This is a genomic window from Mesorhizobium sp. Root695 (assembly GCF_001428185.1).
GTDB lineage: Bacteria > Pseudomonadota > Alphaproteobacteria > Rhizobiales > Rhizobiaceae > Mesorhizobium.
On sequence record NZ_LMHO01000022.1, the window covers coordinates 32,535 to 55,407 of the forward strand.

At 62.6% G+C, this 22,873-nt stretch carries 19 protein-coding genes; 12 read left to right on the top strand and 7 right to left on the bottom strand.

Annotation, left to right across the window (positions count from 1 at the left end; genetic code table 11):
- Window positions 1–169 precede the first annotated feature (169 nt).
- Window positions 170–1,702 (top strand): NAD(P)H-hydrate dehydratase, encoded by a 1,533-nt coding sequence (locus ASD99_RS18860; RefSeq protein WP_057144566.1) that lies wholly within the window; start codon window positions 170–172, stop codon window positions 1,700–1,702.
- On the top strand, window positions 1,699–3,699 hold the full coding sequence (locus tag ASD99_RS18865; RefSeq protein ID WP_057144567.1) for a hypothetical protein: 2,001 nt from the start codon (window positions 1,699–1,701) through the stop codon (window positions 3,697–3,699). Before ASD99_RS18860 ends, ASD99_RS18865 begins: the two co-directional genes overlap by 4 nt.
- A 12-nt stretch (window positions 3,700–3,711) precedes the next feature.
- Here ASD99_RS18865 and ASD99_RS18870 read toward each other — a convergent pair whose 3' ends face one another.
- Complete coding sequence (locus ASD99_RS18870; protein WP_057144568.1) at window positions 3,712–5,244, bottom strand: acyl-CoA carboxylase subunit beta; 1,533 nt, start codon at window positions 5,242–5,244, stop codon at window positions 3,712–3,714.
- Between the two features lie 410 nt (window positions 5,245–5,654).
- Between ASD99_RS18870 and ASD99_RS18880 the strand changes: the two genes are divergently transcribed.
- Complete coding sequence (locus ASD99_RS18880; RefSeq protein WP_056588648.1) at window positions 5,655–7,079, top strand: DEAD/DEAH box helicase; 1,425 nt, start codon at window positions 5,655–5,657, stop codon at window positions 7,077–7,079.
- 103 nt (window positions 7,080–7,182) lie between these two features.
- On the opposite strand, the gene ASD99_RS18885 is transcribed toward ASD99_RS18880, so the two are convergent.
- Together ASD99_RS18885 and ASD99_RS18890 are read right to left on the bottom strand one after the other, a co-directional pair.
- Window positions 7,183–8,157, bottom strand: coding sequence for an alpha/beta hydrolase (locus ASD99_RS18885; protein WP_057144570.1), 975 nt, complete (start codon window positions 8,155–8,157; stop codon window positions 7,183–7,185).
- A 99-nt stretch (window positions 8,158–8,256) separates the two neighbouring features.
- Complete coding sequence (locus ASD99_RS18890; RefSeq protein WP_056588652.1) at window positions 8,257–9,078, bottom strand: SDR family oxidoreductase; 822 nt, start codon at window positions 9,076–9,078, stop codon at window positions 8,257–8,259.
- 227 nt (window positions 9,079–9,305) lie between these two features.
- Here ASD99_RS18890 and ASD99_RS18895 point away from each other — a divergent pair, with 227 nt between their 5' ends.
- The 6 genes from ASD99_RS18895 (at window position 9,306) to ASD99_RS18920 (ending at window position 13,830) form a co-directional block, all read left to right on the top strand.
- The gene (locus ASD99_RS18895; RefSeq protein WP_056588654.1) at window positions 9,306–10,340 is read left to right on the top strand and encodes a cysteine synthase A; all 1,035 of its coding nucleotides are present in this window, start codon (window positions 9,306–9,308) and stop codon (window positions 10,338–10,340) included.
- Window positions 10,340–11,083: an alanyl-tRNA editing protein gene (locus tag ASD99_RS18900; RefSeq protein ID WP_056588656.1), complete on the top strand. Its 744-nt coding sequence runs from the start codon at window positions 10,340–10,342 to the stop codon at window positions 11,081–11,083. The genes ASD99_RS18895 and ASD99_RS18900 overlap by 1 nt, the downstream gene beginning before the upstream one ends.
- Window positions 11,084–11,121: 38 nt before the next feature.
- On the top strand, window positions 11,122–11,973 hold the full coding sequence (sseA, locus tag ASD99_RS18905; RefSeq protein WP_056588658.1) for a 3-mercaptopyruvate sulfurtransferase: 852 nt from the start codon (window positions 11,122–11,124) through the stop codon (window positions 11,971–11,973).
- A gap of 5 nt (window positions 11,974–11,978) precedes the next feature.
- A complete protein-coding gene (locus tag ASD99_RS18910) occupies window positions 11,979–12,542 on the top strand; it encodes a GNAT family N-acetyltransferase (RefSeq protein WP_056588808.1) in 564 nt (187 codons plus the stop codon).
- Window positions 12,543–12,658: 116 nt separating this feature from the next.
- Entirely contained in the window at window positions 12,659–13,216 is a 558-nt protein-coding gene (locus ASD99_RS18915) for an OmpA family protein (RefSeq protein ID WP_056588659.1), read from the top strand.
- Window positions 13,217–13,362: 146 nt separating this feature from the next.
- Window positions 13,363–13,830 (top strand): DUF1203 domain-containing protein, encoded by a 468-nt coding sequence (locus ASD99_RS18920; RefSeq protein WP_056588669.1) that lies wholly within the window; start codon window positions 13,363–13,365, stop codon window positions 13,828–13,830.
- A gap of 236 nt (window positions 13,831–14,066) precedes the next feature.
- On the opposite strand, the gene ASD99_RS18925 is transcribed toward ASD99_RS18920, so the two are convergent.
- Together ASD99_RS18925 and ald are read right to left on the bottom strand one after the other, a co-directional pair.
- Window positions 14,067–15,341 carry an outer membrane protein gene (locus ASD99_RS18925; RefSeq protein ID WP_057144571.1) on the bottom strand — a complete coding sequence of 425 codons (1,275 nt, stop codon included), beginning with the start codon at window positions 15,339–15,341 and terminating at the stop codon, window positions 14,067–14,069.
- A 221-nt stretch (window positions 15,342–15,562) separates the two neighbouring features.
- Window positions 15,563–16,678 (bottom strand): alanine dehydrogenase, encoded by a 1,116-nt coding sequence (ald, locus tag ASD99_RS18930; RefSeq protein WP_056588673.1) that lies wholly within the window; start codon window positions 16,676–16,678, stop codon window positions 15,563–15,565.
- 156 nt (window positions 16,679–16,834) lie between these two features.
- On the opposite strand from ald, the gene ASD99_RS18935 reads away from it, so the two are divergent.
- Window positions 16,835–17,308 carry an Lrp/AsnC family transcriptional regulator gene (locus ASD99_RS18935; protein ID WP_056588675.1) on the top strand — a complete coding sequence of 158 codons (474 nt, stop codon included), beginning with the start codon at window positions 16,835–16,837 and terminating at the stop codon, window positions 17,306–17,308.
- Here ASD99_RS18935 and ASD99_RS18940 read toward each other — a convergent pair.
- A complete protein-coding gene (locus ASD99_RS18940) occupies window positions 17,305–17,958 on the bottom strand; it encodes a 5-formyltetrahydrofolate cyclo-ligase (RefSeq protein WP_082525504.1) in 654 nt (217 codons plus the stop codon). The two genes, ASD99_RS18935 and ASD99_RS18940, sit on opposite strands and share 4 nt — an antisense overlap.
- A gap of 165 nt (window positions 17,959–18,123) precedes the next feature.
- Between ASD99_RS18940 and ASD99_RS18945 the strand changes: the two genes are divergently transcribed.
- Window positions 18,124–19,389: an NAD(P)/FAD-dependent oxidoreductase gene (locus ASD99_RS18945; protein WP_057144572.1), complete on the top strand. Its 1,266-nt coding sequence runs from the start codon at window positions 18,124–18,126 to the stop codon at window positions 19,387–19,389.
- Between the two features lie 148 nt (window positions 19,390–19,537).
- Window positions 19,538–21,517, top strand: coding sequence for a bifunctional 2',3'-cyclic-nucleotide 2'-phosphodiesterase/3'-nucleotidase (locus tag ASD99_RS18950; protein ID WP_057144573.1), 1,980 nt, complete (start codon window positions 19,538–19,540; stop codon window positions 21,515–21,517).
- A gap of 49 nt (window positions 21,518–21,566) precedes the next feature.
- Here ASD99_RS18950 and ASD99_RS18955 read toward each other — a convergent pair whose 3' ends face one another.
- Entirely contained in the window at window positions 21,567–22,823 is a 1,257-nt protein-coding gene (locus ASD99_RS18955) for an SAM-dependent methyltransferase (RefSeq protein ID WP_057144574.1), read from the bottom strand.
- Between the last annotated feature and the right edge of the window lie 50 nt (window positions 22,824–22,873).

Below are 22,873 nucleotides of genomic sequence, written 5' to 3' on the forward strand. Positions count from 1 at the left end.
GCCGGAACCAGCGTCCGCACAAAAATTAGGCATATCGCCTATCCCTCAGGCAATCTCATGCCTGCAATGTCCTCATGCTGACGATATGGCTGCAGATCGCGGCAACTCCCCTTTGTTTGCTTCGGATCGAAAATTGGACAATGCTTGATCGCATGCGGATCGGCAATCCATGAGCAGCGAACTTCTTTCTCCCGCCGAAATGAGCGAGGCGGATCGGTTGACGATCGCCGCCGGTCCGGCCGACGGCATCGCCCTGATGCGGCGCGCGGGTGAAGCGGTCGCGGCTGAGGTACTCAAGCGTTATCCCCCGGCGACGCACGTCCATGTGCTGTGCGGCCCCGGCAACAATGGCGGCGATGGCTATGTCGTCGCCCGCATCCTGGCCGTCAGCGGCGTCGGCACAACGATCTGGGCATCCGGAGCGCCGAGGTCGGAAAGCGATGCGGCGCTCGCCGCCTCGGAATGCCCGATCAAGCCCCGGCCGCTGTCTGGTTTCGACGCCGGGTCCGGCTCGATCGTGGTCGACGCGCTCTATGGGGCAGGGCTGTCCAAGCCGCTGTCCGGCGATGCCGCGAAAGCCGTCGATACCGTGACAGCCCTGCGCCTGCCTGTGGTCGCGGTCGACCTGCCGTCGGGCGTCTCGGGTGCCAGCGGCGAAATATTGGGTAGGGCGTTTCGCGCCGAGGTCACCGTCACCTTCGCACGGAAAAAGCCTGGCCACCTGCTGCTGCCGGGACGCGGGCAATGCGGTGAAATCGTGCTCGCCGATATCGGCATCGGCGACAGCATCATTGCCCAGCTCGCTGTATCGACCTTCGAGAATGTGCCGGACCTGTGGCTGCGGGAATTTCCCGTGCCGGCGGTTGACGCGCACAAATACAAGCGTGGCAATGTCGGCGTCTTTTCCGGCGGCCCCAGCGCGACCGGTGCGGCGCGGCTGTCGGCGATGGCCGCGGCGAGAAGCGGGGCAGGGGCGGTCACCGTGCTGTCGCCAGCCAATGCCATGCAGGTGAACGCGACACACCTGACCTCGATCATGCTGCGCAGGACCGACGACGTCGAGGACATCAAGGCGTTTGTCGGCGAACGTCGGCCGTCGGCTTTTGTTCTTGGACCCGGCTTTGGTGTTGGTGAAAGAACTCAGGCCTTCGCGCTTGCGCTTCTCGGCTCTCGCCGGCCGCAGGACGCCTCCGCGGCGGTCGAAGGCCTTGTGTTCGACGCCGACACAATCACTTCGTTTCGCGAGGCTCCCGACGTCTTGTTCCAAGCCGCCAATCAGCCCAACGCACCGACTCTGGTGATGACACCGCATGACGGTGAATTCGGCCGGTTGTTCCCCGATATCGCTGGCGACAACACCTTGTCGAAACTGGACAAGGCGCGTGCGGCCGCAGCGCGGGCCAATGCCGTCATCGTCTACAAAGGCGCCGACACGGTGATCGCTGCGCCTGATGGCAAGGCGGCGATCAATTCCAATGGCGCGGCATGGCTGGCCACTGCCGGGTCAGGTGACGTGTTGTCAGGCATCATTGCCGGTCTGCTCGCACAGGGCATGCCACCCTTCGAAGGCACCTGTGCGGCGGTGTGGTTGCATGCCGAAGCCGGCAGCCGGTTCGGCCCCGGTCTGATCGCCGAGGATCTGCCCCTGGCGCTGGTGCCGGTGTTGCGCCAACTCTTCGACGCGCGCACGGCCGCCCAATGAGCCGCGCTCTGGCTCTGTTGCTCGCAACTCTCTTTGGCGCCTTCATGGCGTCGACGGCGCGCGCCGAAGGCCCTGTGACCGTCGTCGACAACCCGACGGTGCTCGCCGCGCTCGATGCCAAGGGTTTCGGCTTCGCCGCCGTTTTCGGGGTCGACGGCGAGGATGGTCTGAAGACGCTCTACGACGAGGCGCCGGCCTATCACGCCATCGTCGAGACGGTAGCCTCCGATGTTGCGGCGCTGCGCGCCGACATGAAGGCCGGCGGGCGGCCGCTTTACGAGGTCACCGACGGTAATGTCGGCCGCATCATGGACATGCGCTGGCTGAAGACCGATGCCGCGCGTTTCCGGCTGGTCGGTGTCGTCAACCGGCTCGACCGTCGCGACTTCGCAGTGCTGCAGGGCGACAAGAGCTGCGGCGAGGTGCGCTTGATCTACCGCCTGGCCTACAGCTTTCGGAAGAACGGCAAGCTGCTGGCGTCACGCCTGCCGTTCAATTTCAATGCCATCTACAGCGCGGCACCCGATGCCGATGGCGGCTGCATCGGCACTGCCGGACGCTGGACGCCACAGCTTGACGAGAGCGTCGATGCCGGCTGGCTGACCGGTGGACCGCTGGAGAGGACCGGGCTGACCTTAAAGCAGCTGGAGCTCAACGCACAGGTGGTGCGCCTTCCCTCCGGCCAGGAAACCGAGTTCGGCGGGCAGGCGGCCTATCTCATGCGGATATTCGGCATCGATGGCGCTGATATCAGCGAGAAGCCGCTGGAAAACACGCCCGACACCACACGGCTCTCGCAGAATGCGGCATTGAAGGCACGGCTCGCCGCCTATGTCGGCGCCAATCTGCCCGCGGTCGACGAAGGCGTCTATCAAATCCCCGACGAGTTCCTGGCCAGAAAAATTATCTCATGGTCGACCTTCGGCAGTGCGCGGCAGGCCAATCATCCGTTTACGCAACTATTCCAACTCAAGGAATTCGTAGCGCTCGATTATTCCACGCTGAAACTGGTGCGCACGCCGGAAGCGCTGGTCGAGCGGCTGGACAATGGCGCCTGCCAGGGTTGCCATCAGGCCGGTTCCACCGCCGGGTTCCATTTCATCGGCCTCGACGACAAGACGACGTCGCCGCTCAATCGCATCGAGGTCGGCATCTCGCCGCATCTTCATGCCGAGATTCCGCGCCGCCAGGCCTGGCTTCGCGCCACCGCCGAAGGCAACGAGCCAAACCGCTTCCGGCCGCTCTCCTTTGCGCCGCCGGCGGCCTGGACGGATATCGAGGTCGAGTACGCGCCGGCAGAGATGGCAATGCCGTGCCTGATGCCGGAAGATGCCGCACGCTTCGGTGCGAGCTGGCAATGCGGCAGCGGCACCGTCTGCACGCCGCTGGCCACCGCTTCAGGCGTGCGCACCAAACTGGCGCAATGCCTGCTCCCCAAGGATAGCGCTGACATGTTTTCCGGGCATCCTTGTCTGACCGGCTCGATCGCCAGCAATGCGGCGCAGCCTTTCAACGACCGCTACAGCATATCGGGCCAGTTCGCGGCCTTCGCGCCTGACGTTTCGCGCACCGCTTACACCTGCCGTCCGCCGAAGATCGGCGTGCCTGGCGGCATCGCCTATCGCGGCTGCGACGACAAGGACCGTACATTTGCCGCCTTCAAAGCCGGCAAGCCGATGCCGAACGAGATTTGCGGGCTGGTCGGCGGCAAGAAATTCGACATCTGCGTGGCCACCAACAATTTCGACCAATGCCTCGGCGGCGCCGTCAATCGCGGCAACCGGCCGGCCTGTTCAGCCGATCATTTCTGCCGCGAGGACTATATGTGCCAGTCGCTGCCGCCGGACACGCCGGGCATTTCAAAAGTGAAAGGCATCGGCTTCTGCTCGCCGACCTACTTCATCTTCCAGATGCGCATCGACAACCACGCAACGCCATGGGCCAGCCCTGTCCGCGCCACCATGGGAGCGGGATTTGGCGCGGCGGAAGAGGAGTGAGCTGCCGACGCCTCACAGCGGAATGTTGTCGTGCTTCTTCCAGGGGTTCTGCATATCCTTGTTGCGCAGCATGCGCAGCGCTCGTGCGATGCGGCGGCGGGTCGAGTGCGGCATGATCACCTCATCGACATAGCCGCGTTCGGCGGCGACGAAGGGCGACAGGAAGCGATCCTCGTAAGCCTTTGTATGGGCTGCGATCTTTTCCGCATCGCCGATGTCCTTGCGATAGATGATCTCGACCGCGCCCCTGGCGCCCATCACCGCGATCTGCGCCGTCGGCCAGGCATAGTTCATGTCGCCGCGCAGATGTTTTGAGGCCATCACGTCATAGGCTCCGCCATAGGCTTTTCTGGTGATGACGGTGATCTTCGGCACGGTGGCCTCGGCATAGGCGAACAGGAGTTTCGCACCGTGCTTGATCAACCCGCCATATTCCTGCGCGGTGCCGGGCAGGAAGCCCGGAACATCGACGAAGGTGACGATCGGGATCGAAAAACAGTCGCAAAAGCGCACGAAGCGCGCTGCCTTGCGGCTGGCGTCCGAATCGAGCACGCCGGCCAGAACCATCGGCTGGTTGGCGACGAAGCCGACCGTGCGGCCCTCGACGCGTCCGAAGCCGGTGACGATGTTCTTGGCAAAATTCTGCTGGATTTCGAAGAAGTCGCCTTCATCGGCGACCTTCATGATCAGTTCTTTGATGTCGTAGGGCTTGTTGGCGTTGTCGGGAATCAGCCGATCGAGCGACAGGTCATGGTTGGTGACCGACTGGTAGCATTCGATCTCGGGAAGCTCCGATGTGTTGGAGGCCGGCAGCAGGTCGACCAGCCGGCGCATCTGCAGCAGCGCCTCGACGTCATTGTCGTAGGCGCCGTCGGCAATCGAGGATTTCGTCGTGTGGACCGAGGCACCGCCGAGGCTCTCGGCGGTCACCGTCTCGTTGGTCACGGTCTTCACCACATCCGGTCCGGTGACGAACATGTAGGAGGTGTCGCGCACCATGAAAATGAAGTCGGTCATGGCAGGCGAATAGACGTCGCCGCCGGCGCAAGGCCCCATGATCACCGAGATCTGCGGAATGACGCCGGAGGCGAGCACGTTGCGTTGGAAAATCTCGGCATAGCCGCCGAGTGCGGCGACACCCTCCTGGATGCGTGCGCCGCCGGCATCATAGAGGCCGATGATCGGCGCTCGATTGCGCAGCGCCATCTCCTGCACCTTGATGACCTTCTCGGCATGCGCTTCCGACAGCGAACCGCCGAAAACGGTAAAGTCCTTGGCAAAGAGGTAGACCGGGCGGCCGTTGACGGTGCCCCAGCCGGTGACGACGCCGTCGCCGGCGATCTTGGTCTTTTCCATGCCGAAATCGGTCGAGCGGTGCTCGACATACATGTCGAATTCCTCGAACGAGCCCTCGTCGAGAAACACCTCGATGCGTTCGCGCGCGGTGAGCTTGCCTTTCTTGTGCTGGGCGTCGATGCGAGCCTGGCCGCCACCCATGCGGGCGATCTCGCGGCGGCGCTCGAGTTCCTTCAGCACGTCTTTCATCGATTACCTCCCAAGCCAGCGGCATTTCGTGGTAATCGTGCCGGCAAGCGAGCGCAAGCGCCGCTTGCGCCAAGGGTTTTGCTGCGCTGCAGCATGAAGCCCCTTGCAATTGGGGGCGAACTCAGCCATATGCAGCCCATAGGCGCTTGGGCCGGGAACGAATCCGGCCTTCTCGACGAATGAGACTGGTTGCGTCTGTTTTCCCTCTTTCCGGTATATCGGCCCCTCTTTCCGGTACATCACAAAGCGGCGAAAAAGCCCCGTGGCATGATGCCGGCGGGCACGACAGCGCAGCCGAGTGGACGTTAGCGTCCGCCCGCCTTGTCGTTCCATATCAATTTTTTCGACGGCAGGTTGCGCCCTGCCGCCATCGATGTTTGCGGCCAGAAGCCGCGTGAAAGAAGATTATTTTGACCAACGAAAACACTTTGCCCAGTAGCAACACTGCGGAACTCACCGGTTTCGCGGCACTGGGTATTACGGGTGCGCTGCTCAAGGCCACCCATGCCGCCGGCTTCACCGAACCGAAGCCTATCCAGGCACAGGCGATCCCGCCGCAGATGGAAGGCCGTGACATTTTCGGCATTGCCCAGACCGGCTCGGGCAAGACCGCGGCCTTCGCGCTGCCGATCCTGTCGAAGATCATTGCACTCGGCACCAAGCGCCGGCCGAAGACGGCGCGTGCGCTGATTCTGGCGCCGACGCGCGAACTCGCCGTGCAGATCGAGGACACGATCAAGATCCTCGCCAAGGGCGCGCATGTTTCGACCGCGCTCGTGCTCGGCGGCGTCTCCCGCTTCAGCCAGGTGAAGAAGGTTGCTCCCGGCGTCGACATCCTGATCGCAACGCCCGGCCGGTTGACCGATCTGGTGCGTGAAGGCGACCTCGTGCTTGCCGACACCAAATGGCTGGTGCTGGACGAAGGCGACCGCATGCTCGACATGGGCTTCATCAACGACGTCAAGCGCATCGCCAAGGCGACCGCGCCCGATCGTCAGACGGTGCTGTTCTCGGCGACCATGCCCAACGAAATCGCCGAACTGGCCAAGGGCCTGTTGAAGAACCCGATCCGCGTCGAAGTTGCGCCGCAGAGCACAGCAGCGGCCGAGATCGTGCAAGGCGTCGTTTTTGCCCGCACCAAGCAGAAGCGCCAGGTGCTGTCGACGATGCTTGCCGACGAGGCGATGAAGTCCGTCATCATCTTTTCGCGCACCAAGCATGGTGCCGACAGGGTGACCAAGGACCTTGAGCGCGACGGCTTCAAGGCTGCTGTCATCCACGGCAACAAGTCGCAGAACGCCCGTCAGAAGGCGCTGAACGATTTCCGCGAGGGTTCGGTGCGCATTCTGGTGGCGACCGACATTGCGGCGCGGGGCATCGACGTGCCCGGCATCAGCCATGTCGTGAATTTCGATCTGCCTGACGAAGCGGAGAGCTACGTTCACCGCATCGGCCGCACCGGCCGCAACGGCATGGACGGCATCGCGATCACGCTTTGCGATCCTTCCGAGAACAGCAAGCTGCGCCAGGTCGAGCGCATCATCCGCACCAAGCTGCCGATCGTTGCCGACCATCTCGGCAGCCCCGATCCGCAGCGCAATCCGGCTGAGAAGAACGAGCGCTTCGAGCCGGCCAATGATCGCAACGACCGTAATGGTCGTCGCGACGGCAGGCGGCCCGGTGGCGAGAACAAAGGCAACGGCTTCGGCAAGAAGCGCTTCGGCGACAAGCCGGCTTTCGCTGGCGAGCGCAAGCCGGAAGGCGCCAAGCCGGCCTTCAAGGGCAACAACAAGCGCCGCTTCGGCGGCAAGCGTCCGGCTGCGCGGGCTGCGTAAGCCAGACCGCGTTGTAATCAGTCAGGCTCAGGCTGGCTGATTGCCGGGACCGACCAAGGAAGGGGCGGCTGAAGCGATGCTTCGGTCGCCCTTTTTCGTCTGCCTACTTCACCACCGCCTCGACCCAGACGGCAATCCTTTGCGCGAGAAAGGCCGTGGTCGACGGCGACAGCGCGTCGCCGGCAATGACGTGGTTGTCCGGGTCGCCGGTGTCGTCGACCGGAACGAGTTCATGCGGCGCGCCCCAGCGCCCGGCAATTTCGCGGGTGCGATCGGGCCGCACCACACTGTCGGAATCCGAGAAGAGGAAGAGGGCAGGGATGGTCGCCTTCTCCACCGGCGCGCCATAGGCAAGCTCGGTCAGCGCCTGCATCGGCAAGGTCGCCTCGATCGGATAGCGGGTGGTCCAGAATTTTTCATGCAGCGCGTTGCGCGGCACGAAGCTGTGTTCCTTGCCGGCGACCAGCCTGGCGATCTGATTGCCCCATGGCATGGTCAGGATCTCGGCGCCGGACGCCTTCACGCCGAAATTCGGCGAGATAAATGCAATCGCCGCGACGCCGTCCGAAGCGCCCGGCTGCGTCGCGGCCCATACCGCCAGCGAGCCGCCGGTCGAGGTGCAGATGACGATCACCTTGTCGCCGATCGCCCGGCCGATGGCGAGCGCTTCCTCGTAGTCGTTGATCCAGGCATCGATGCTGCCTTGCGTCATCGCCGCACCGTCCTGCCCGTGACCGGTAAGGCGGGTGTAGAAGAGGTTGGCGTCGAGCTGGTCGGCCACGTCGTCGGGCAGCGGGCGGACCTCGCCCTTCGATGCGGAAAAGCCGTGGATATAGACGATCGACAGCGGCGTCCTCGCATGCACCATCGGATTGGCCCAGACGATCTCCTTCTCCAGCCCGTCGCGGATTCCGGGTACAGCGGCTTCCACCTTTGCCACATAGGCCTGCGGGTCGTCGCCGATCACCAAGGGATCGAAACGAATCGTGGTGTCGACGGGAACGCGTGGGCCGAGCACGAAGGCCAGTGTGAGGATGGCGACAAGGCCCAGCACAGCAAGCACGATCCGTCGCCCCATCGCAGACTCCACGCAACACTAGCTCAACTTATGGCAGCGGCCACCAACAGGGCAAACGGCGGCCCGAAGCAGGCGCGCCGGCCAACTTCGTGAACATGCTTATTCGACTGGCGGCTTGCGGTCGTAATGCAGCGGCCGCGCCTTCCAGCTGGTCATCAGGCTGATAAACCCTCTGCAAAGCGGCCTCGGCAACAGGCTGAGCAGTTTCAGAGGCCAGCTTGTCCGGCGCGGGAAGGTGACTTCGAAGCCGCCGGACTTGATGCCCCGCGCCATGCGCCGCGATGCGCGGCTGACCGGCATCAGCCCCGGCATCGGCAGCATGTTCTTCTCGGTCAGCGGGGTGTCGATGAAGCCGGGATTGAACACCTGGATGCGCACGTTCATTTTGTCGAAATCATACTTCAGCGACTCGGCCAGAATGTTGATGGCCGCCTTGGTGCCGCCATAGGCGGCCGTTGTCGGCCAGCCGAAATAGGACGTGACAGAGCCGACCAGCACGACATGGCCGCGCGCTCGCACACGCATGCGTTCGATGACCGGCACCAGGCCATTGATGATGCCGAAATAGTTGACCTCGAAGGTCCGGCGAAAGTCGTTGACGACAAGATTTTCACCCGGCGTCGAAATGTAGTTTCCGGCATTGAAGACGGCGAGCACGATGGGCCCGAGTTCCTTCTCGATCGCGGCGACGGTTCTTGCCATGCGTGGCTCGTCGGTGACGTCGCAAGGAAAGGCCGTGACGCTGCCCGGCATCTGCGCGGTCTCGACGACAAGCGTGTCGATCGGATCGTCGTCCAGCGCTGTCACGGCCACGGCATAGCCCTGGGACGCAAGATCCCTGGCCAGCGAACGGCCGATACCGCTGCTGCCGCCCGTGATCCAGGCGACGCCGTGCTTCGGGTTGGCCCGATAGAGTGTCATGCTGCGCCCTGTCGACTTGTTGGTGCTTTGCTCTAGCGTTGAAGAAATCGAATGAAAAGCTGCTTTTCAACGTCAGCCGGAAATGAACAGTTGCGCAAGAGGTCGGTGTCGCAAAGCGTTGAACGCAACAACAGTACCGCAAATGCGACTGGACCAGGCAAATTCTTGCCTTGAAACCGAAGCTTCGGGTTTCTAGGGTTTCGGCGCACCTACACAAGGAATCTTGAATGCCCCGTTCTGTGATCGACGTGATCGGCAACACGCCTCTGATTCGTCTCAACAAAGCTTCTGAGCAAACCGGCTGCGAGATCCTGGGCAAGGCCGAATTCATGAATCCGGGCCAGTCGGTCAAGGATCGCGCTGGTCTGTTCATCATCCGCGACGCCGAGCAGCGCGGGCTGCTGAAGCCCGGCGGCGTCATCGTCGAGGGGACGGCGGGCAACACAGGCATCGGGTTGACGCTGGTCGCCAAGGCGCTCGGCTATCGCACCGTCATCGTCATTCCCGACACGCAGAGCCAGGAAAAGAAGGACACGATCAAACTGCTCGGCGCCGAGCTGATCGAAGTGCCTGCCGTGCCCTACAAGAACCCCAACAATTACGTGAAACTGTCGGGGCGGCTGGCCGAGCAGCTGGCAAGGTCCGAGCCGAAAGGCGCCATCTGGGCCAACCAGTTCGACAATGTCGCCAACCGTGACGGCCATATCCGCACCACGGCTGAGGAAATCTGGAACCAGACCGGCGGCAAGGTCGACGGCTTTGTCTCGGCGGTCGGTTCGGGCGGAACGCTGGCCGGCGTCGCCTTCGGGCTGAAGGCGAAAAGCAAGGATGTGAAGATCGCGCTCGCCGATCCACTGGGGGCCGCGCTCTACTCATTCTACACCAGCGGCGAACTGAAGTCCGAAGGCAGCTCGATCACCGAAGGCATCGGGCAGGGGCGTATCACCGCCAATCTCGAAGGATTCACGCCGGATTTTTCATTTCAGATTCCGGACAAGGATGCGCTGCCGATCGTCTTCGACCTGATCCAGGAAGAAGGCCTTTGCGTCGGCGGCTCGACCGGCATCAACATTGCCGGCGCGATCCGTCTGGCCAGGGAATTAGGCCCCGGCCACACCATCGTGACGATTCTTTGCGACTACGGCACACGCTATCAGTCGAAGCTGTTCAACCCGGAATTCCTGCGCGAGAAGCAGCTGCCGGTGCCTGGATGGATGGAACAGCGCAGCACAATTTCGGTGCCGTTCGAGAAAGTCGCCTGATGGCGTACAGGACGGATGCCCTGTTTCGTGACGACGCCTATCTGCGCACGGCGGACGCGACAGTCGTTGCCGTCAACGACCGCGGCGGCATCATCCTCGACCGGACGATCTTCTACGCCACGTCGGGCGGCCAACCGGGCGATGCCGGGTATCTCGAACGCGCCGACGGCAGCCGCATCGCCATTGCCGCCACCATTACCGGCGAGACCAAGGACGAGATCATCCATGTGCCGGCGCCCGAGCAAGCGGTGCCACAGGTCGGCGAGAAGGTGAGGCTGGCGATCGACTGGGAGCGGCGGCATCTTTTGATGCGCATGCATGCCGCCTGCCATCTGCTCACCGTCGTCTGTCCGTTCCCGATCACGGGTGCCGCGGTCTCCGAGGATGACAGCCGTGTCGACTTCGACATGCCGGATGCCAGCTTCTCCAAGGAAGAAGTGACGGCGAGCCTGATGGACCTGGTGCGGGCCGACCATCCGATCTTCACCAGGCTGATCAGCGACGAGGAACTGGCCGCCAACCCTAGCTTGGTGAAATCCAAGAACGTCCGGCCGCCGGTCGGCACCGGCAGGATCCGCCTGGTCTGCATCGGCGACAACGCCTCCGTCGACAGCCAGCCGTGCGGCGGCACCCATGTCAAAAGCACCGGCGAAGTCGGTGAAATCCACATCGGCAAGATCGAGAAGAAGGGCCGCGAGAACCGGCGCTTCCGCATCCGCTTCGGCCCGATGCCGGCAAACTGAACAGACAATGATCGCCAGAAGGCGAGCAGGAGAACAAGATGGCCGAGGACAGTCCTTTCACCGTCGACGCGGACTGGCTGCAGCAGCATCTCGGCGAGCCGGGCCTGACGATTGTCGACGCGTCCTGGTATCTCCCGGCGCAGAAGCGCGATGCGCGCGGCGAATACGAGGCGGCGCACATTCCGGGCGCCCGGTTCCTGGATCAGGATGCGGTTTCGGATCCCGATTCGCCGCTGCCGCATACATTGCCGTCGCCGCAGCATTTTGCACAGTATGTGGGCGCCATGGGCGTTTCAGCCGATGACACCATCGTCGTCTATGACGGTCCGGGTTTCTTCTCTGCGCCTCGGGCATGGTGGATGTTCCGGGTCATGGGCGTGTTCCAGACCTATATTCTGGATGGCGGCTTCGATGGCTGGAAAGCCGCCGGCCGGCCGGTAACGGCCGAACCGACGAAGATCGCGCCAAGCGTGTTTCATGCCGATTTCGACGCCGGTCGCGTCGCCAGCCTCGCTGACATGCGCCGGGTGGTCGACACCAGGGAAAGCCAGATCGCTGACGCGCGCGGACCGGGCCGGTTTACCGGTGCGGAAGCGGAGCCTCGTGCTGGCGTTCGCTCCGGCCATATGCCTGGCGCGCGCAATCTGCCTTATTCGGCGCTGTCGGAAAATGGTGAGCTGTTGTCGAAGGACCGCCTGCGCGAGGTGATCGAGGAGGCCGGCATCGATCTGTCGAAACCCGTCATCACCTCATGTGGTTCCGGTGTTACCGCGGCGGTGGTGACCCTTGCGCTGGAAACGCTTGGCCACACCGACAACAGGCTTTACGACGGCTCATGGACGGAGTGGGGCGGGCTTTCCGACACGCCTGTGGTGACCGGCAAGGAATGAAGACGATGGAAAACGGTGCGCTGGAAGACATCGAAGTCACGGTGACGTTTCTCGAGATGCATGTGCCGCCGGCCTATTCGCCGCCCGTGCCCTATAACCGCCAGGTCGCGCTGCTGAAGACCAAGGACATTCCGCTGCATTTCTATCGCTATCTGATGGACCGGGTGGGGCGCAAATGGCACTGGGTCAATGTGCTGCGGCTGGATGATGACGAGCTTTCGGCCGGCATCCACCGCGAGGACCGCGACATCAGGGTGCTCTATCTCGACGGCGCGCCGGCCGGCTTCTTCGATCTCAAGCCGCATCTGCCGGAAGAAGTCGAACTCGCCTATTTCGGCATGATGGAACATGCGACCGGGCAAGGCATCGGTCGCTGGTTCCTGGGCTCCGCGATCGCCGCCGCATGGTCGTACGGTCCCAAACGGGTGACGGTGCAGACCTGCACGCTCGATCATCCGGCCGCTCTGCCGCTCTACCAGAAGCTCGGTTTTGCACCGGTGGCGCAGAAGAAGGAAATCGTGCATCCGCTGCCCTTCACCGAGCGCTCGGCCAGCGTCATGCGGCCGTGACATCAGCCGGAGTCTGACACCAGCCGGAATCTGAACTCGCCGTTCATCGGCGCTTCAGACTGCCTTTGGCATGTTGCCCGCACCATTAATGCGGCCGAGGCCGAAGGAGACAAGACATGCTGACCCGCCGTACACTTGCCGCCGCGCTGATCGCGGCCATTGCCATGCCGAGCCTTGCCGCCGCCCAGGCCACCACGCCTTCGGCCGCAACGATCGAGCGGAAGCTCGAGGCGGCACCGCGCGTGAAGCTGCGGCCGAACGAGCGCGTCACCATCCGCGAATTCAAGCGGCGTCCGGATTTGCGCCGCATGGCCCGCTCGATCGATATCCAGTCGATCAACTTCGCCTTCGGCTCGGCTGCCATTTCCAACTCGCAATACGGCAAGATCGAGAACATCGCCGATGCGCTGCGGCGCATCCTGCGCCGCGACCCCGGCGCCCGCGTGCTGATCGAGGGCCATACCGATGCCGTCGGCTCCTTCCAGTCGAACCGGGCTCTGTCCGAACAGCGCGCTGCCTCGCTGAAGCGTACGCTGGTGCGCGAATTCGGCGTGCCCGGCTATGCACTCGATACCGTCGGCTACGGCGAAGAGTTCCTGCTCGTGCAGACGCAGAACGAAAACTGGCAGAATCGCCGCGTGACGCTGCGCCGCTTCGACGATTTCATACGCTAATTCGCGAGCTCCTAGGATTATCATTATCCGGCTTAACAGGAGTCGTTGAGGGACCGCCAGTCGTCGATCCCTCAACTTTGGCAGGAATCGGGTGGGAAGCGGCGGTGCGGGCATATAATTTCCGGCCAACGCACCGGAGATTTCACATGACAATCCAGTTCAAAGCCTTGCCGACCGAAGATGTCAGGGCGCTGCAGCGCGGCGGCGCCGATGCCTATGGCCAAACGCCCGAGCGCAAGATTTCGGACGGTGACGGCATGCCATGCCGGCACTGCCTGAAGAACATTGCCGCCGGCGACGCTTACCTCATTTTAGCTTACCGGCCATTCCCGGAGCTTCAGCCCTATGCCGAAACCGGGCCAATCTTCCTGCATGCCGAGGAATGCGACCGTGCCGTCGGGAGCGAAGCACTTCCCGAGATCCTCGAAAGCCCCGACTATATCGTGCGCGGCTATGGCAGGGACGATCGTATCGTCTATGGCAGTGGCGGCGTCATCCCGACCGGAGACATCACCGCTCGGGCCGCATCCTTGTTCGAACGCGACGATATCGCCTACGTCCATGTCCGTTCGGCGCGCAACAATTGCTACCAATGCCGCATCGAGCGCGCTTGAGGTGCTGAGATTGCCCACGGGAGATGCTGTCGTACTCCCGTCGCATAATCGCAGTAGAAGGCCATTGTCGATGGATTTGCCGACCGCGGATGAACCGGCGGCAAATCTCGATATCGAGGAAAGCGGGGCTTTGGCTCCGCTTTTTTGTTGCCTGCGTTTTCGCAAGAATTGTCCGCGCAACGAAAAAAGCCCGCCGGCGAAGCCGACGGACTGCAACTGTTTGGCTGGAGGGCCTTTTAGTTGAACTTGTACTTCGCGCCGAGGCGCACGGTCTGGAACGACGAGGTGTCCTCAAGGAACCCGCCCGAGCCGAAGTCTTCCTTCTGATACTGCGAATAGCGATACTCGAGACCGACGGTCATATTGCTGGAAACGGCTGTTTCCAGGCCGCCACCGATCGAGAAGCCGCTGGAGCCCCAATCGTAGATGTCGGCGCTGCCGCCACCCGGTGCTTCTGCATGCAGATCAAAATGCTGCCAGCTGTAACCGCCGAGCACATAGGCCAAGGTTGATTCGTTGACCTTGGCACCAATTCGAGCGAGGGCATCGAAGCCATAGTCGGCGTCGCCCTTGATTGAGCCGCCGCCAATATCAAGCTTGGACTGGATGCCAGAATAACGGGCGTCCAACTGAACGCCTGCGACCCAGCTGCCGAAATCATGATCATAACCGACGCTGGCCTCGCCGAACACGCCTTCGCCGCCGATGCCGTCCAACTCAACGGCACCTAGGAGCGTCAGGTCATGCACCATCGTGCCGGCACCGAGCGCACCTCCAACATAGAACCCGCTCCAGTTGTAGGCTGGGCTAGCAAACGAAGTGCCGCCACCGTTCTGCGCGCCGAAGCGATAGTTGGCAGCGATATGGAAGGTGTGGGTGGACGGCTCGACATTTAGAGAGGCGCCGCCAAGATCGAGGACCGACTTGTCGCCGTAGTCTGCATAGCGATATTCAGTCTTCAGCGTCCAGTTGCCACGCAGCACGGTTTCCATGCCAACGCCGAGAACATAGCCACTGCGGTCCTGCGAAAATTCCAAGCCGTCCGCTGCGCCCGAGCCATCAAGCTTGAAATGCTGCCAGGTATAGCCACCGAGCACATAGCCCAGCGTATTCTGATTGAGCAGGTAGCCGGCGCGCAGGCCAACATCGAAGCCATAGGAGTTTGTCAGATCGACATCGCCACCGGCAATGCTCAACGAGGGACCGATATTGCTCAAATTCGCGTCGATGAAACCGCCGAGCAGGAAACGCTCCGAAACCATGTAGTCGTAGCCTGCGGTCAATTCACCAAATACGCCATTTCCACCAAGGCCATTGAAGCCCAGGCCCGGCACGCTGAACTTATGCACGCTAGCGCCAAAGCCGCCGCCAATGCCGACGTAAGCGCCGCTCCAGTTGAAGCCGCTGGCCTCAACCGGCTGTACAACGTCGGCCGCGTGAGCAGCAGACATCAAAGCCACAGCCGAAACAGCACCGAGAAGAAAAGATTTCGCAGAAACGCGAATGAACATAGCCCAAACCCCTTATGAACAACCCCGCAGTATCTCTAGCAGGGAGTCGGCTGATTTAGGTATGATAAAAATGCAACAATGGTAGGCGAAGTGCCGTTACGGCACATGTTTTTGATCCTGAATTGCCTGGAAAAAAGGCACCGACATCCTTGATTTCTCGAAGAAAAGCCCGCCGGTGTAAACCGGCGGGCCGACGGGAGAAAATGTTCCTATGTGAGGATTCAGGCCGCGAGAACCGCTTTCGGCTCGACCAGTTCGTAGCCGAGCGCCTCGGCGACAGCCCGGTTGGTGATCTTGCCCTTGTGGACATTGAGGCCGTTGCGCAAATGGTGGTCGTCGACCAGCGCCTTCAGGCCCTTGTCGGCAAGCTGCAGGCCATAGTGAAGCGTCGCGTTGTTGAGCGCATGGGCTGACGTGACCGGCACCGCGCCCGGCATGTTGGCGACGCAATAGTGGATGACGCCGTCGACCTCGTAGGTAGGATCGGCATGGGTGGTGGCATGCGAGGTCTCGAAGCAGCCGCCCTGGTCGATGGCGACGTCGACCAGCACCGAGCCTTTCTTCATGCCCGACAGCATTTCGCGCGAAACCAGCTTGGGCGCCGCAGCACCCGGGATCAGCACGGCGCCGACGACGATGTCGGCCGAAAAGCACTCTTCTTCCAGCGCTTCGACAGTCGAGTAACGGGTGTGGACGCGGCCGGCGAAGAGATCATCCAACTGGCGCAATCTCGGGATCGAGCGGTCGATGATGGTGACGTCGGCGCCAAGGCCCGCCGCCATCCTGGCAGCATGCAGGCCGACGACGCCGCCGCCGAGCACGGTGACCTTGCCCGGCAGCACGCCGGGCACTCCGCCCAGCAGCACGCCGCGGCCACCATTGGCCTTCTGCAGCGCCGTGGCGCCGGCCTGGATCGACAGGCGTCCGGCAACTTCCGACATCGGCGCCAGCAGCGGCAGGCCGCCACGATCGTCGGTCACGGTCTCGTAGGCGATTGCCGTCACGCCGGACGCGAGCAGGCCCTTGGTCTGCTCCGGATCCGGGGCAAGATGAAGATAGGTGTACAGAATCTGGCCTTCGCGCAGCTGCGCCCATTCGTTGGGCTGCGGCTCCTTGACCTTGACGATCATGTCCGACTTGGCAAACACGTCGGCAGCCGTCTTGGCGATGGTGGCGCCGGCGGCGCGGTAGGCGTTGTCATCTGCGCCGATGCCGGCCCCGGCGCCGGTCTCGACCAGCACTTCGTGGCCGTGGGCAACATACTCGCGGACCGAGCCGGGGGTGAGGCCGACGCGATATTCGTGGTTCTTGATTTCCTTGGGGCAGCCGACGCGCATTTTCTTCTCCTGATCCGGCCCTTTTGGGCTCGTTCCCTGTATGGATGAAGTGAACCACGAATCGTTGCGCAGGTGTTTGCGAATGCGCTTGCGCCAACGGGCAGGTTTCGGTAATCGTTGCGAAAAATAGCTATATATTCGCAGGATTCACGAAAAATGCCGCTCGATAGGATTGATATCGCCATTCTCGAGACTTTGCAGAAGGATGGCAGGATACCCAATGCAGCACTGGCCGAGAGGGTTGGCCTGTCGCAGTCGGCCTGTTCACGCCGGCTCGACAATCTGGAGAAATCCGGAACCATCCGCGGCTACCATGCCCGGCTTTCCAATGCCGCACTTGGGCACCAGATGACGGCGATCGTGCACATATCGTTGTCGGGACAGTTCGAGAAGACGCTGTCGGATTTCGAGGCGGCGATCAAGCGCTGCCCGAACGTTCTGTCCTGCCATCTGATGTCGGGTGAGTACGACTACATCCTGAGGATCGCGGCGAAGGATCTCGTCGACTATGAGCGCATCCACAAGGAATGGCTGTCGGCGATGCCACATGTGACCAAGATCAATTCGTCTTTTGCACTACGCGAAATCGTAGACCGCACGGCCATGGGCATGAAGCCGGAGATGGCTTAGCTGGCTTCCGTCACAAGCCGATCCATTGGGATGTCGTGCGGCTGCGGGTAGATGGTGGCGATGCGCTGCAGTTCGTAGCCGACGCCGATGACCAGCGGCTTGAACGGCATTGCCGCCAGCGTGCGGTCGAAAAAGCCGCCGCCATAGCCCAGGCGGAAGTTTTGGGGATCGATGCCGACGATCGGCGAGATGACGATGTCCGGCAGCACCGGATCGCCCTCGGCCGGGATCGGGATGTTCCAGACGCCTTTTTCCAACCGGTCGCCCGGCGCATAGGCGCGAAAGATCAGCGGCTGTCCTTTCTCGATGACGATGGGCAGGGCGGTGCGGCCGCCGCGTTCATTGATGGACGCCATCCATGGCCGCAGGTCCGGCTCGCCGCGAAACGGCCAGTAAAGGCTGACCATGCGGCCGGCGATCTCGCCGACGATCCCGTCGAGGCCTTCCGCAATACGCTGTGACATCGCCGTTCGCGCGTCGGCGGAGACGGCAAGACGCGCGGCGATCAGGCGTTCGCGCTCGGCCTTGCGCCAGCGTCGCACATCGGTCCAGTCGCTCAGAGGCGCACGGAATTCCGGATCGAGTTCATGCATGAAACAGGGCGGCGAAGAATACTGCGCCGGAGCCTCATCGTCATGATCGTCGGCCATGCCTCACCTCATCGCGTGTTCGATGACGCTATACCTCGCGATACGATACAACATGTGCATTCACGACATGGAACGACGAGTCTCGGGCACCGGCGGTCTGTTGCTGCATTGCACAAAAGTACCTACATCTGGGGCAGTCAATTTTGCTCGCTAGGGTGAATTGAGATGAGCGAAGCTAGCCATCATGTGGTCGTTGTCGGCGCGGGTTTCGGTGGCCTCGAATTCACCCGCGCGCTTGGCGGCGCACCAGTGCGCATGACCATGATCGACAAGCGCAACCATCATCTTTTCCAGCCGCTGCTCTATCAGGTGGCAACGACGGCGCTGGCAACCTCCGAGGTTGCCTGGCCGATCCGCCATCTCCTGCGCAAGCGCAAGGACGTGACGACGTTGCTGGCCAACGTCACCGGCGTCGACCGCGCCGGCAAACGCGTGTTGCTCGATGACGGCAGCGCCGTCGCCTACGACACGCTGGTGCTGGCCACCGGCGCTCGCCACGCCTATTTCGGTCACGACGAGTGGGAGCCTTTCGCGCCAGGCCTGAAGACGCTGGAAGACGCCACCACCATTCGGCGGCGCATTCTCTTGGCCTTCGAGCAGGCAGAGCGGGAGACCGATCCCGCCAAACGCCAAGCGCTGCTGACCATTGCAATCGTCGGCGGTGGCCCGACCGGCGTGGAACTGGCCGGCACCATCGTCGAGCTGGCGCACGACACACTGCGCGGCGAGTTCCGCAACATCGATACGCGGCAAACGCGCGTGGTACTGATCGAGGCCGGCGAACGCATCCTTGCCAATTTCGCGCCAAAAATCTCCGACTATGCCAGCAAGGCACTCGAGCGGCTCGGTGTGACGGTCGAGCTCGGACGGGCTGTCACGCGCTGCGATGCCGAGGGCGTCGTTTTTGGCGACAGGCAACTGGCGGCCCGAACGATTCTGTGGGCGGCAGGCGTTGCCGCTTCGCCCGTTGCCGAATGGCTCGGCGCGGCCGCGGACCGGGCGGGCAGGGTGCTCGTCGAGCCTGACCTGACCGTGCCGGGCAGCCCCGAGATTTTCGTCATCGGCGATGCCGCGCATGTCCTGCGGCCGGACGGCCGCCCCGTTCCCGGCGTGGCACCGGCCGCCAAGCAGCAGGGCCGGCATGTTGCCGCCACGCTGAAGGCGCGGCTTGCCGGCGACACCATCTCGCGGCCGTTCCGCTACCGGCATGACGGCGATCTCGCCACGATCGGCAAGCGCGCCGCGGTGATCGATTTCGGCTGGATCAAGCTGACCGGTTGGGCGGCCTGGTGGCTGTGGGGGATTGCTCACATCTATTTCCTGATCGGCTTTCGCAACCGGCTTGCGGTTTCGTTGAGCTGGCTATGGATCTACTCGACGGGCCAACGCAGCGCGCGATTGATCACCCAGGGCGACGACGACAAGGGCTGATCTTCTCCGGCTGCGTATGTTCATCCGCGCGTCATCTGTTGCTGATCGACTGATGTTTGGCGCGCGCAACTTCTCGAATGGACTTGGATGAGTTTCAGAGCGAAATTCGCTTTGGGGCAGGGCCTGTTACGTCGTCGAAGGAGAAAACATGTCGCAACTGCTCCATCCCGTATCCCGCCGCGATCTCCTTGCGGGCGCCGCCGCCGCAGGGGCACTGATCATGCTGCATCCGTTCTCCGCCCGCGCGCAGGGTAACCAGGCGCATCTCCGGATCATGGAAACCACCGACATCCATGTGAACGTGCTGCCCTACGACTACTACGCCGACAAAGCGAACGACACGATGGGCCTGTCGCGCACGGCTTCCCTGATCGACGCGGTACGCAAGGAAGCCGTCAATTCGATGCTGATCGACAATGGCGACCTGCTGCAGGGCAACCCGATGGGCGACTACATCGCCTATGAGAAGGGCCTGAAGGACGGCGACCTGCATCCAATCATGAAGGGCATGAACCTGCTCGGCTACGAGTGCTCTACGCTGGGCAACCACGAGTTCAACTACGGCCTGTCATTCCTGGACAAGGTGCTGGCCGGCGCCAATTTCCCCTTCGTCTGCGCCAATCTGATCCGCGGCACCGAGTTGGCCTCGAACCCGCGCGACGACAAGCTCTATCTCAAGCCCTATGTCATCCTCGACAAGAAGATCAAGGACGGTTCGGGCGCCGAGCAGCCGATCAGGGTCGGCATCATCGGCTTCGTGCCGCCGCAGATCATGGTCTGGGATCTCAAGAACCTCGAAGGCAACGTCAAGACGCGCGACATTGTCGAGGCGGCCAAGGCCTGGGTGCCGCAGATGAAGGAGGAGGGCGCCGACATCGTCATTGCGCTCTCGCATTCCGGCATCGACGTGAAGCAGGGTGACATGATGGAGAACGCATCGTTCTTCGTCGCCGGCGTCGATGGAATCGACGCGGTGTTCACCGGTCACCAGCATCTGGTGTTCCCCGGCAAGAAGGATTTCCAGTCGCTCGAAGGTGTCGACACGCAGAGAGGCTCGCTGCAGGGCAAACCCGCCGTCATGGGTGGCTTCTGGGGCTCGCATATGGGGCTGATCGACCTGATGCTGGAGCGCGACGGGTCGAAATGGAAGGTCGTTTCAGCCACTTCCGAAGCGCGGCCGATCTTCGAGCGCGTCGACAACAAGAACAAGCCGACTGTCCCCGACGACAAGCGCATCATCGCTGCCCTCGCACAGGATCACCAGGCGACACTGGCCTATGTGCGCCGCCCGGTCGGCAAGACCTCCGCGCCGCTCTATTCCTATTTCGCGCTGGTCGCGGACGACCCGTCGGTGCAGGTCGTCAGCCAGGCGCAGACCTGGTACCTCAGGAATATTCTCAAGAACACGCAATGGAAGGATGTGCCGCTGCTGTCGGCGGCCGCTCCGTTCAAGGCCGGCGGGCGCAACGGCGCCGACTACTATACCGACGTGCCGGCCGGCGACATCGCCATCAAGAATGTTGCCGATCTTTACCTCTACCCGAACACGGTGCGGGCGGTGGAAATCACCGGTGCGCAGGTCAAGGAATGGCTGGAAATGTCAGCCGGCATCTTCAACCGGATCGAGCCAGGGAAGGCCGACCAGAACCTCATCAACACCGACTTCCCATCCTATAATTTCGACGTCATCGACGGCGTCAGCTACAAGATCGACCTGTCGCAACCGCCGAAATACGATGCCAAGGGCGGGCTGGCGAATGCCGACGCCAACCGCATCGTCGACCTGATGTTCGACGGAAAACCAGTGGATCCCAAACAGACATTTGTCGTCGCGACCAACAACTATCGTGCCGGTGGCGGTGGCAATTTCCCCGACATCAATGCCTCGAAGATCATCTACGAAGCGCCGGACACCAATCGCGACGTCATCGTTCGCTACATCGTGAGCGAGGGCACGATCAACCCGTCCGCCGACGACAACTGGTCGTTCGCGCCGCTGCCTGGAACCAGCGCCGTGTTCGAAACCGGCGCCAGGGCGAAGGATTTCATTGCGCAGGTGAAGTCGCTGAAGATCGAGCCGGTGGGGGAGGGCGAGGCAGGCTTCGCGAAATACCGCATCCTTCTCTGATCACTGCCGTTCGAAGGGCGCGATTCCACGCCGTCACATCGGCGTGGACTTACGCCTTGTAGACCACCTGGCGCACGTCGATGTAGCTGGCGCGGAATCCGGCCTCGCAATAGTGCAGGTAGAACTCCCAGAGCTTCTTGAATCGGTCGTCGAAGCCGAGCGGGACGATCTTCTCCCATGACGCCCAGAACCGGTGGCGCCATTCGGCGAGCGTACGCGCGTAATCGTCCGGAAACACGCGCTCGCGCAGATGGGCAAGGCCATGATCCTTGCCCAGTGCTTTCAGGATTGACGGCGTCGGCAGCATGCCGCCCGGGAAGACGTAGCGCTGGATGAAATCCGGCCTGGCGCGATATGTGGCGTAGGCGGCTTCGTTGATGGTGATGATCTGCAGGCCGGCGGTGCCGCCGGGCCTCAGGCAGGCCTTCATCTTGCCGAAAAACACCGGCCAGTATTTCTCGCCGACCGCCTCGAACATCTCGATCGAGGCGATGCGGTCATAGGTGCCGGTTTCGTCGCGATAATCCTGCAGCTTGATGTCGACCTTGTCGGCAAGCCCGGCCTTGGCGATGCGCGCCTTGGCGAAGTCGTGCTGTTCGCGGCTGATCGTCAACCCTGTCACCCGGCAGCCGATCTCGCGCGCCGCGAATTCGGCGAAGCCGCCCCAGCCGCAGCCGATTTCCAGCACATGGTCCTTCGGCCCGATCCCTGTATCCTTGGCCAACGCACGGTATTTGGCGGCTTGCGCGCTTTCCAGGTCGTTGGCACCTATCGTGTAGAGCGCCGAGGAATATGTCATGCTCGGATCAAGCCATTCCTTGTAGAAGGCGTTGCCGAGGTCGTAATGCGCCGAGATGTTGCGCTTCGAGCCGGTGCGCGTGTTCTGGTTGAACCAGTGGCGAATGCGCTGGACGGTGTTGATCAGCCAACTGGTGCCGCCCGCGATGCGCTCGCCGACGACCGAATTGACCACGAACAGCTCTAGGAAGCTGGTTACGTCTGGGCTTTCCCAATCGCCGTCCATGTAGGATTCGGCAACGCCGATCGTGCCGCCGGAAAAGGCGCGGCCGGGCAAGCGCCAGTTCTTGAGCACCAGTTCGGCGTCCGGGCCGGGCCCCTTGCCGCCGACGAGGACGGCCCGCCCGTCCGGCATCCTGACCTTGAGCGAACCGCGCGGCAGGTTCATCGCCGCCGACAGCACCATGCGGGCCTTGGCCGGCAGGCCCTTGACGATCTCGGCAAAATTGAATTCGTCGAGCCTAACCGCGTCACCCAACGCCACGCCAAAATGTTCCTTGTGTGCCATCCCACCCCCTGGACTTCCGCGGTGTCGGCGCAAATTGCCAAGCCACGGTT

Bases quoted from the DNA above. Each gene is read 5' to 3' on its own strand.
- ASD99_RS18860 (WP_057144566.1), top strand. From the start codon at position 170: ATGAGCAGCGAACTTCTTTCTCCCGCCGAAATGAGCGAGGCGGATCGG.
- ASD99_RS18865 (WP_057144567.1), top strand. From the start codon at position 1,699: ATGAGCCGCGCTCTGGCTCTGTTGCTCGCAACTCTCTTTGGCGCCTTC.
- ASD99_RS18870 (WP_057144568.1), bottom strand. From the start codon at position 5,244: ATGAAAGACGTGCTGAAGGAACTCGAGCGCCGCCGCGAGATCGCCCGC.
- ASD99_RS18885 (WP_057144570.1), bottom strand. From the start codon at position 8,157: ATGGGGCGACGGATCGTGCTTGCTGTGCTGGGCCTTGTCGCCATCCTC.
- ASD99_RS18890 (WP_056588652.1), bottom strand. From the start codon at position 9,078: ATGACACTCTATCGGGCCAACCCGAAGCACGGCGTCGCCTGGATCACG.
- ASD99_RS18895 (WP_056588654.1), top strand. From the start codon at position 9,306: ATGCCCCGTTCTGTGATCGACGTGATCGGCAACACGCCTCTGATTCGT.
- ASD99_RS18900 (WP_056588656.1), top strand. From the start codon at position 10,340: ATGGCGTACAGGACGGATGCCCTGTTTCGTGACGACGCCTATCTGCGC.
- sseA (WP_056588658.1), top strand. From the start codon at position 11,122: ATGGCCGAGGACAGTCCTTTCACCGTCGACGCGGACTGGCTGCAGCAG.
- ASD99_RS18910 (WP_056588808.1), top strand. From the start codon at position 11,979: ATGGAAAACGGTGCGCTGGAAGACATCGAAGTCACGGTGACGTTTCTC.
- ASD99_RS18915 (WP_056588659.1), top strand. From the start codon at position 12,659: ATGCTGACCCGCCGTACACTTGCCGCCGCGCTGATCGCGGCCATTGCC.
- ASD99_RS18920 (WP_056588669.1), top strand. From the start codon at position 13,363: ATGACAATCCAGTTCAAAGCCTTGCCGACCGAAGATGTCAGGGCGCTG.
- ASD99_RS18925 (WP_057144571.1), bottom strand. From the start codon at position 15,341: ATGTTCATTCGCGTTTCTGCGAAATCTTTTCTTCTCGGTGCTGTTTCG.
- ald (WP_056588673.1), bottom strand. From the start codon at position 16,678: ATGCGCGTCGGCTGCCCCAAGGAAATCAAGAACCACGAATATCGCGTC.
- ASD99_RS18935 (WP_056588675.1), top strand. From the start codon at position 16,835: ATGCCGCTCGATAGGATTGATATCGCCATTCTCGAGACTTTGCAGAAG.
- ASD99_RS18940 (WP_082525504.1), bottom strand. From the start codon at position 17,958: ATGGCCGACGATCATGACGATGAGGCTCCGGCGCAGTATTCTTCGCCG.
- ASD99_RS18945 (WP_057144572.1), top strand. From the start codon at position 18,124: ATGAGCGAAGCTAGCCATCATGTGGTCGTTGTCGGCGCGGGTTTCGGT.
- ASD99_RS18950 (WP_057144573.1), top strand. From the start codon at position 19,538: ATGTCGCAACTGCTCCATCCCGTATCCCGCCGCGATCTCCTTGCGGGC.
- ASD99_RS18955 (WP_057144574.1), bottom strand. From the start codon at position 22,823: ATGGCACACAAGGAACATTTTGGCGTGGCGTTGGGTGACGCGGTTAGG.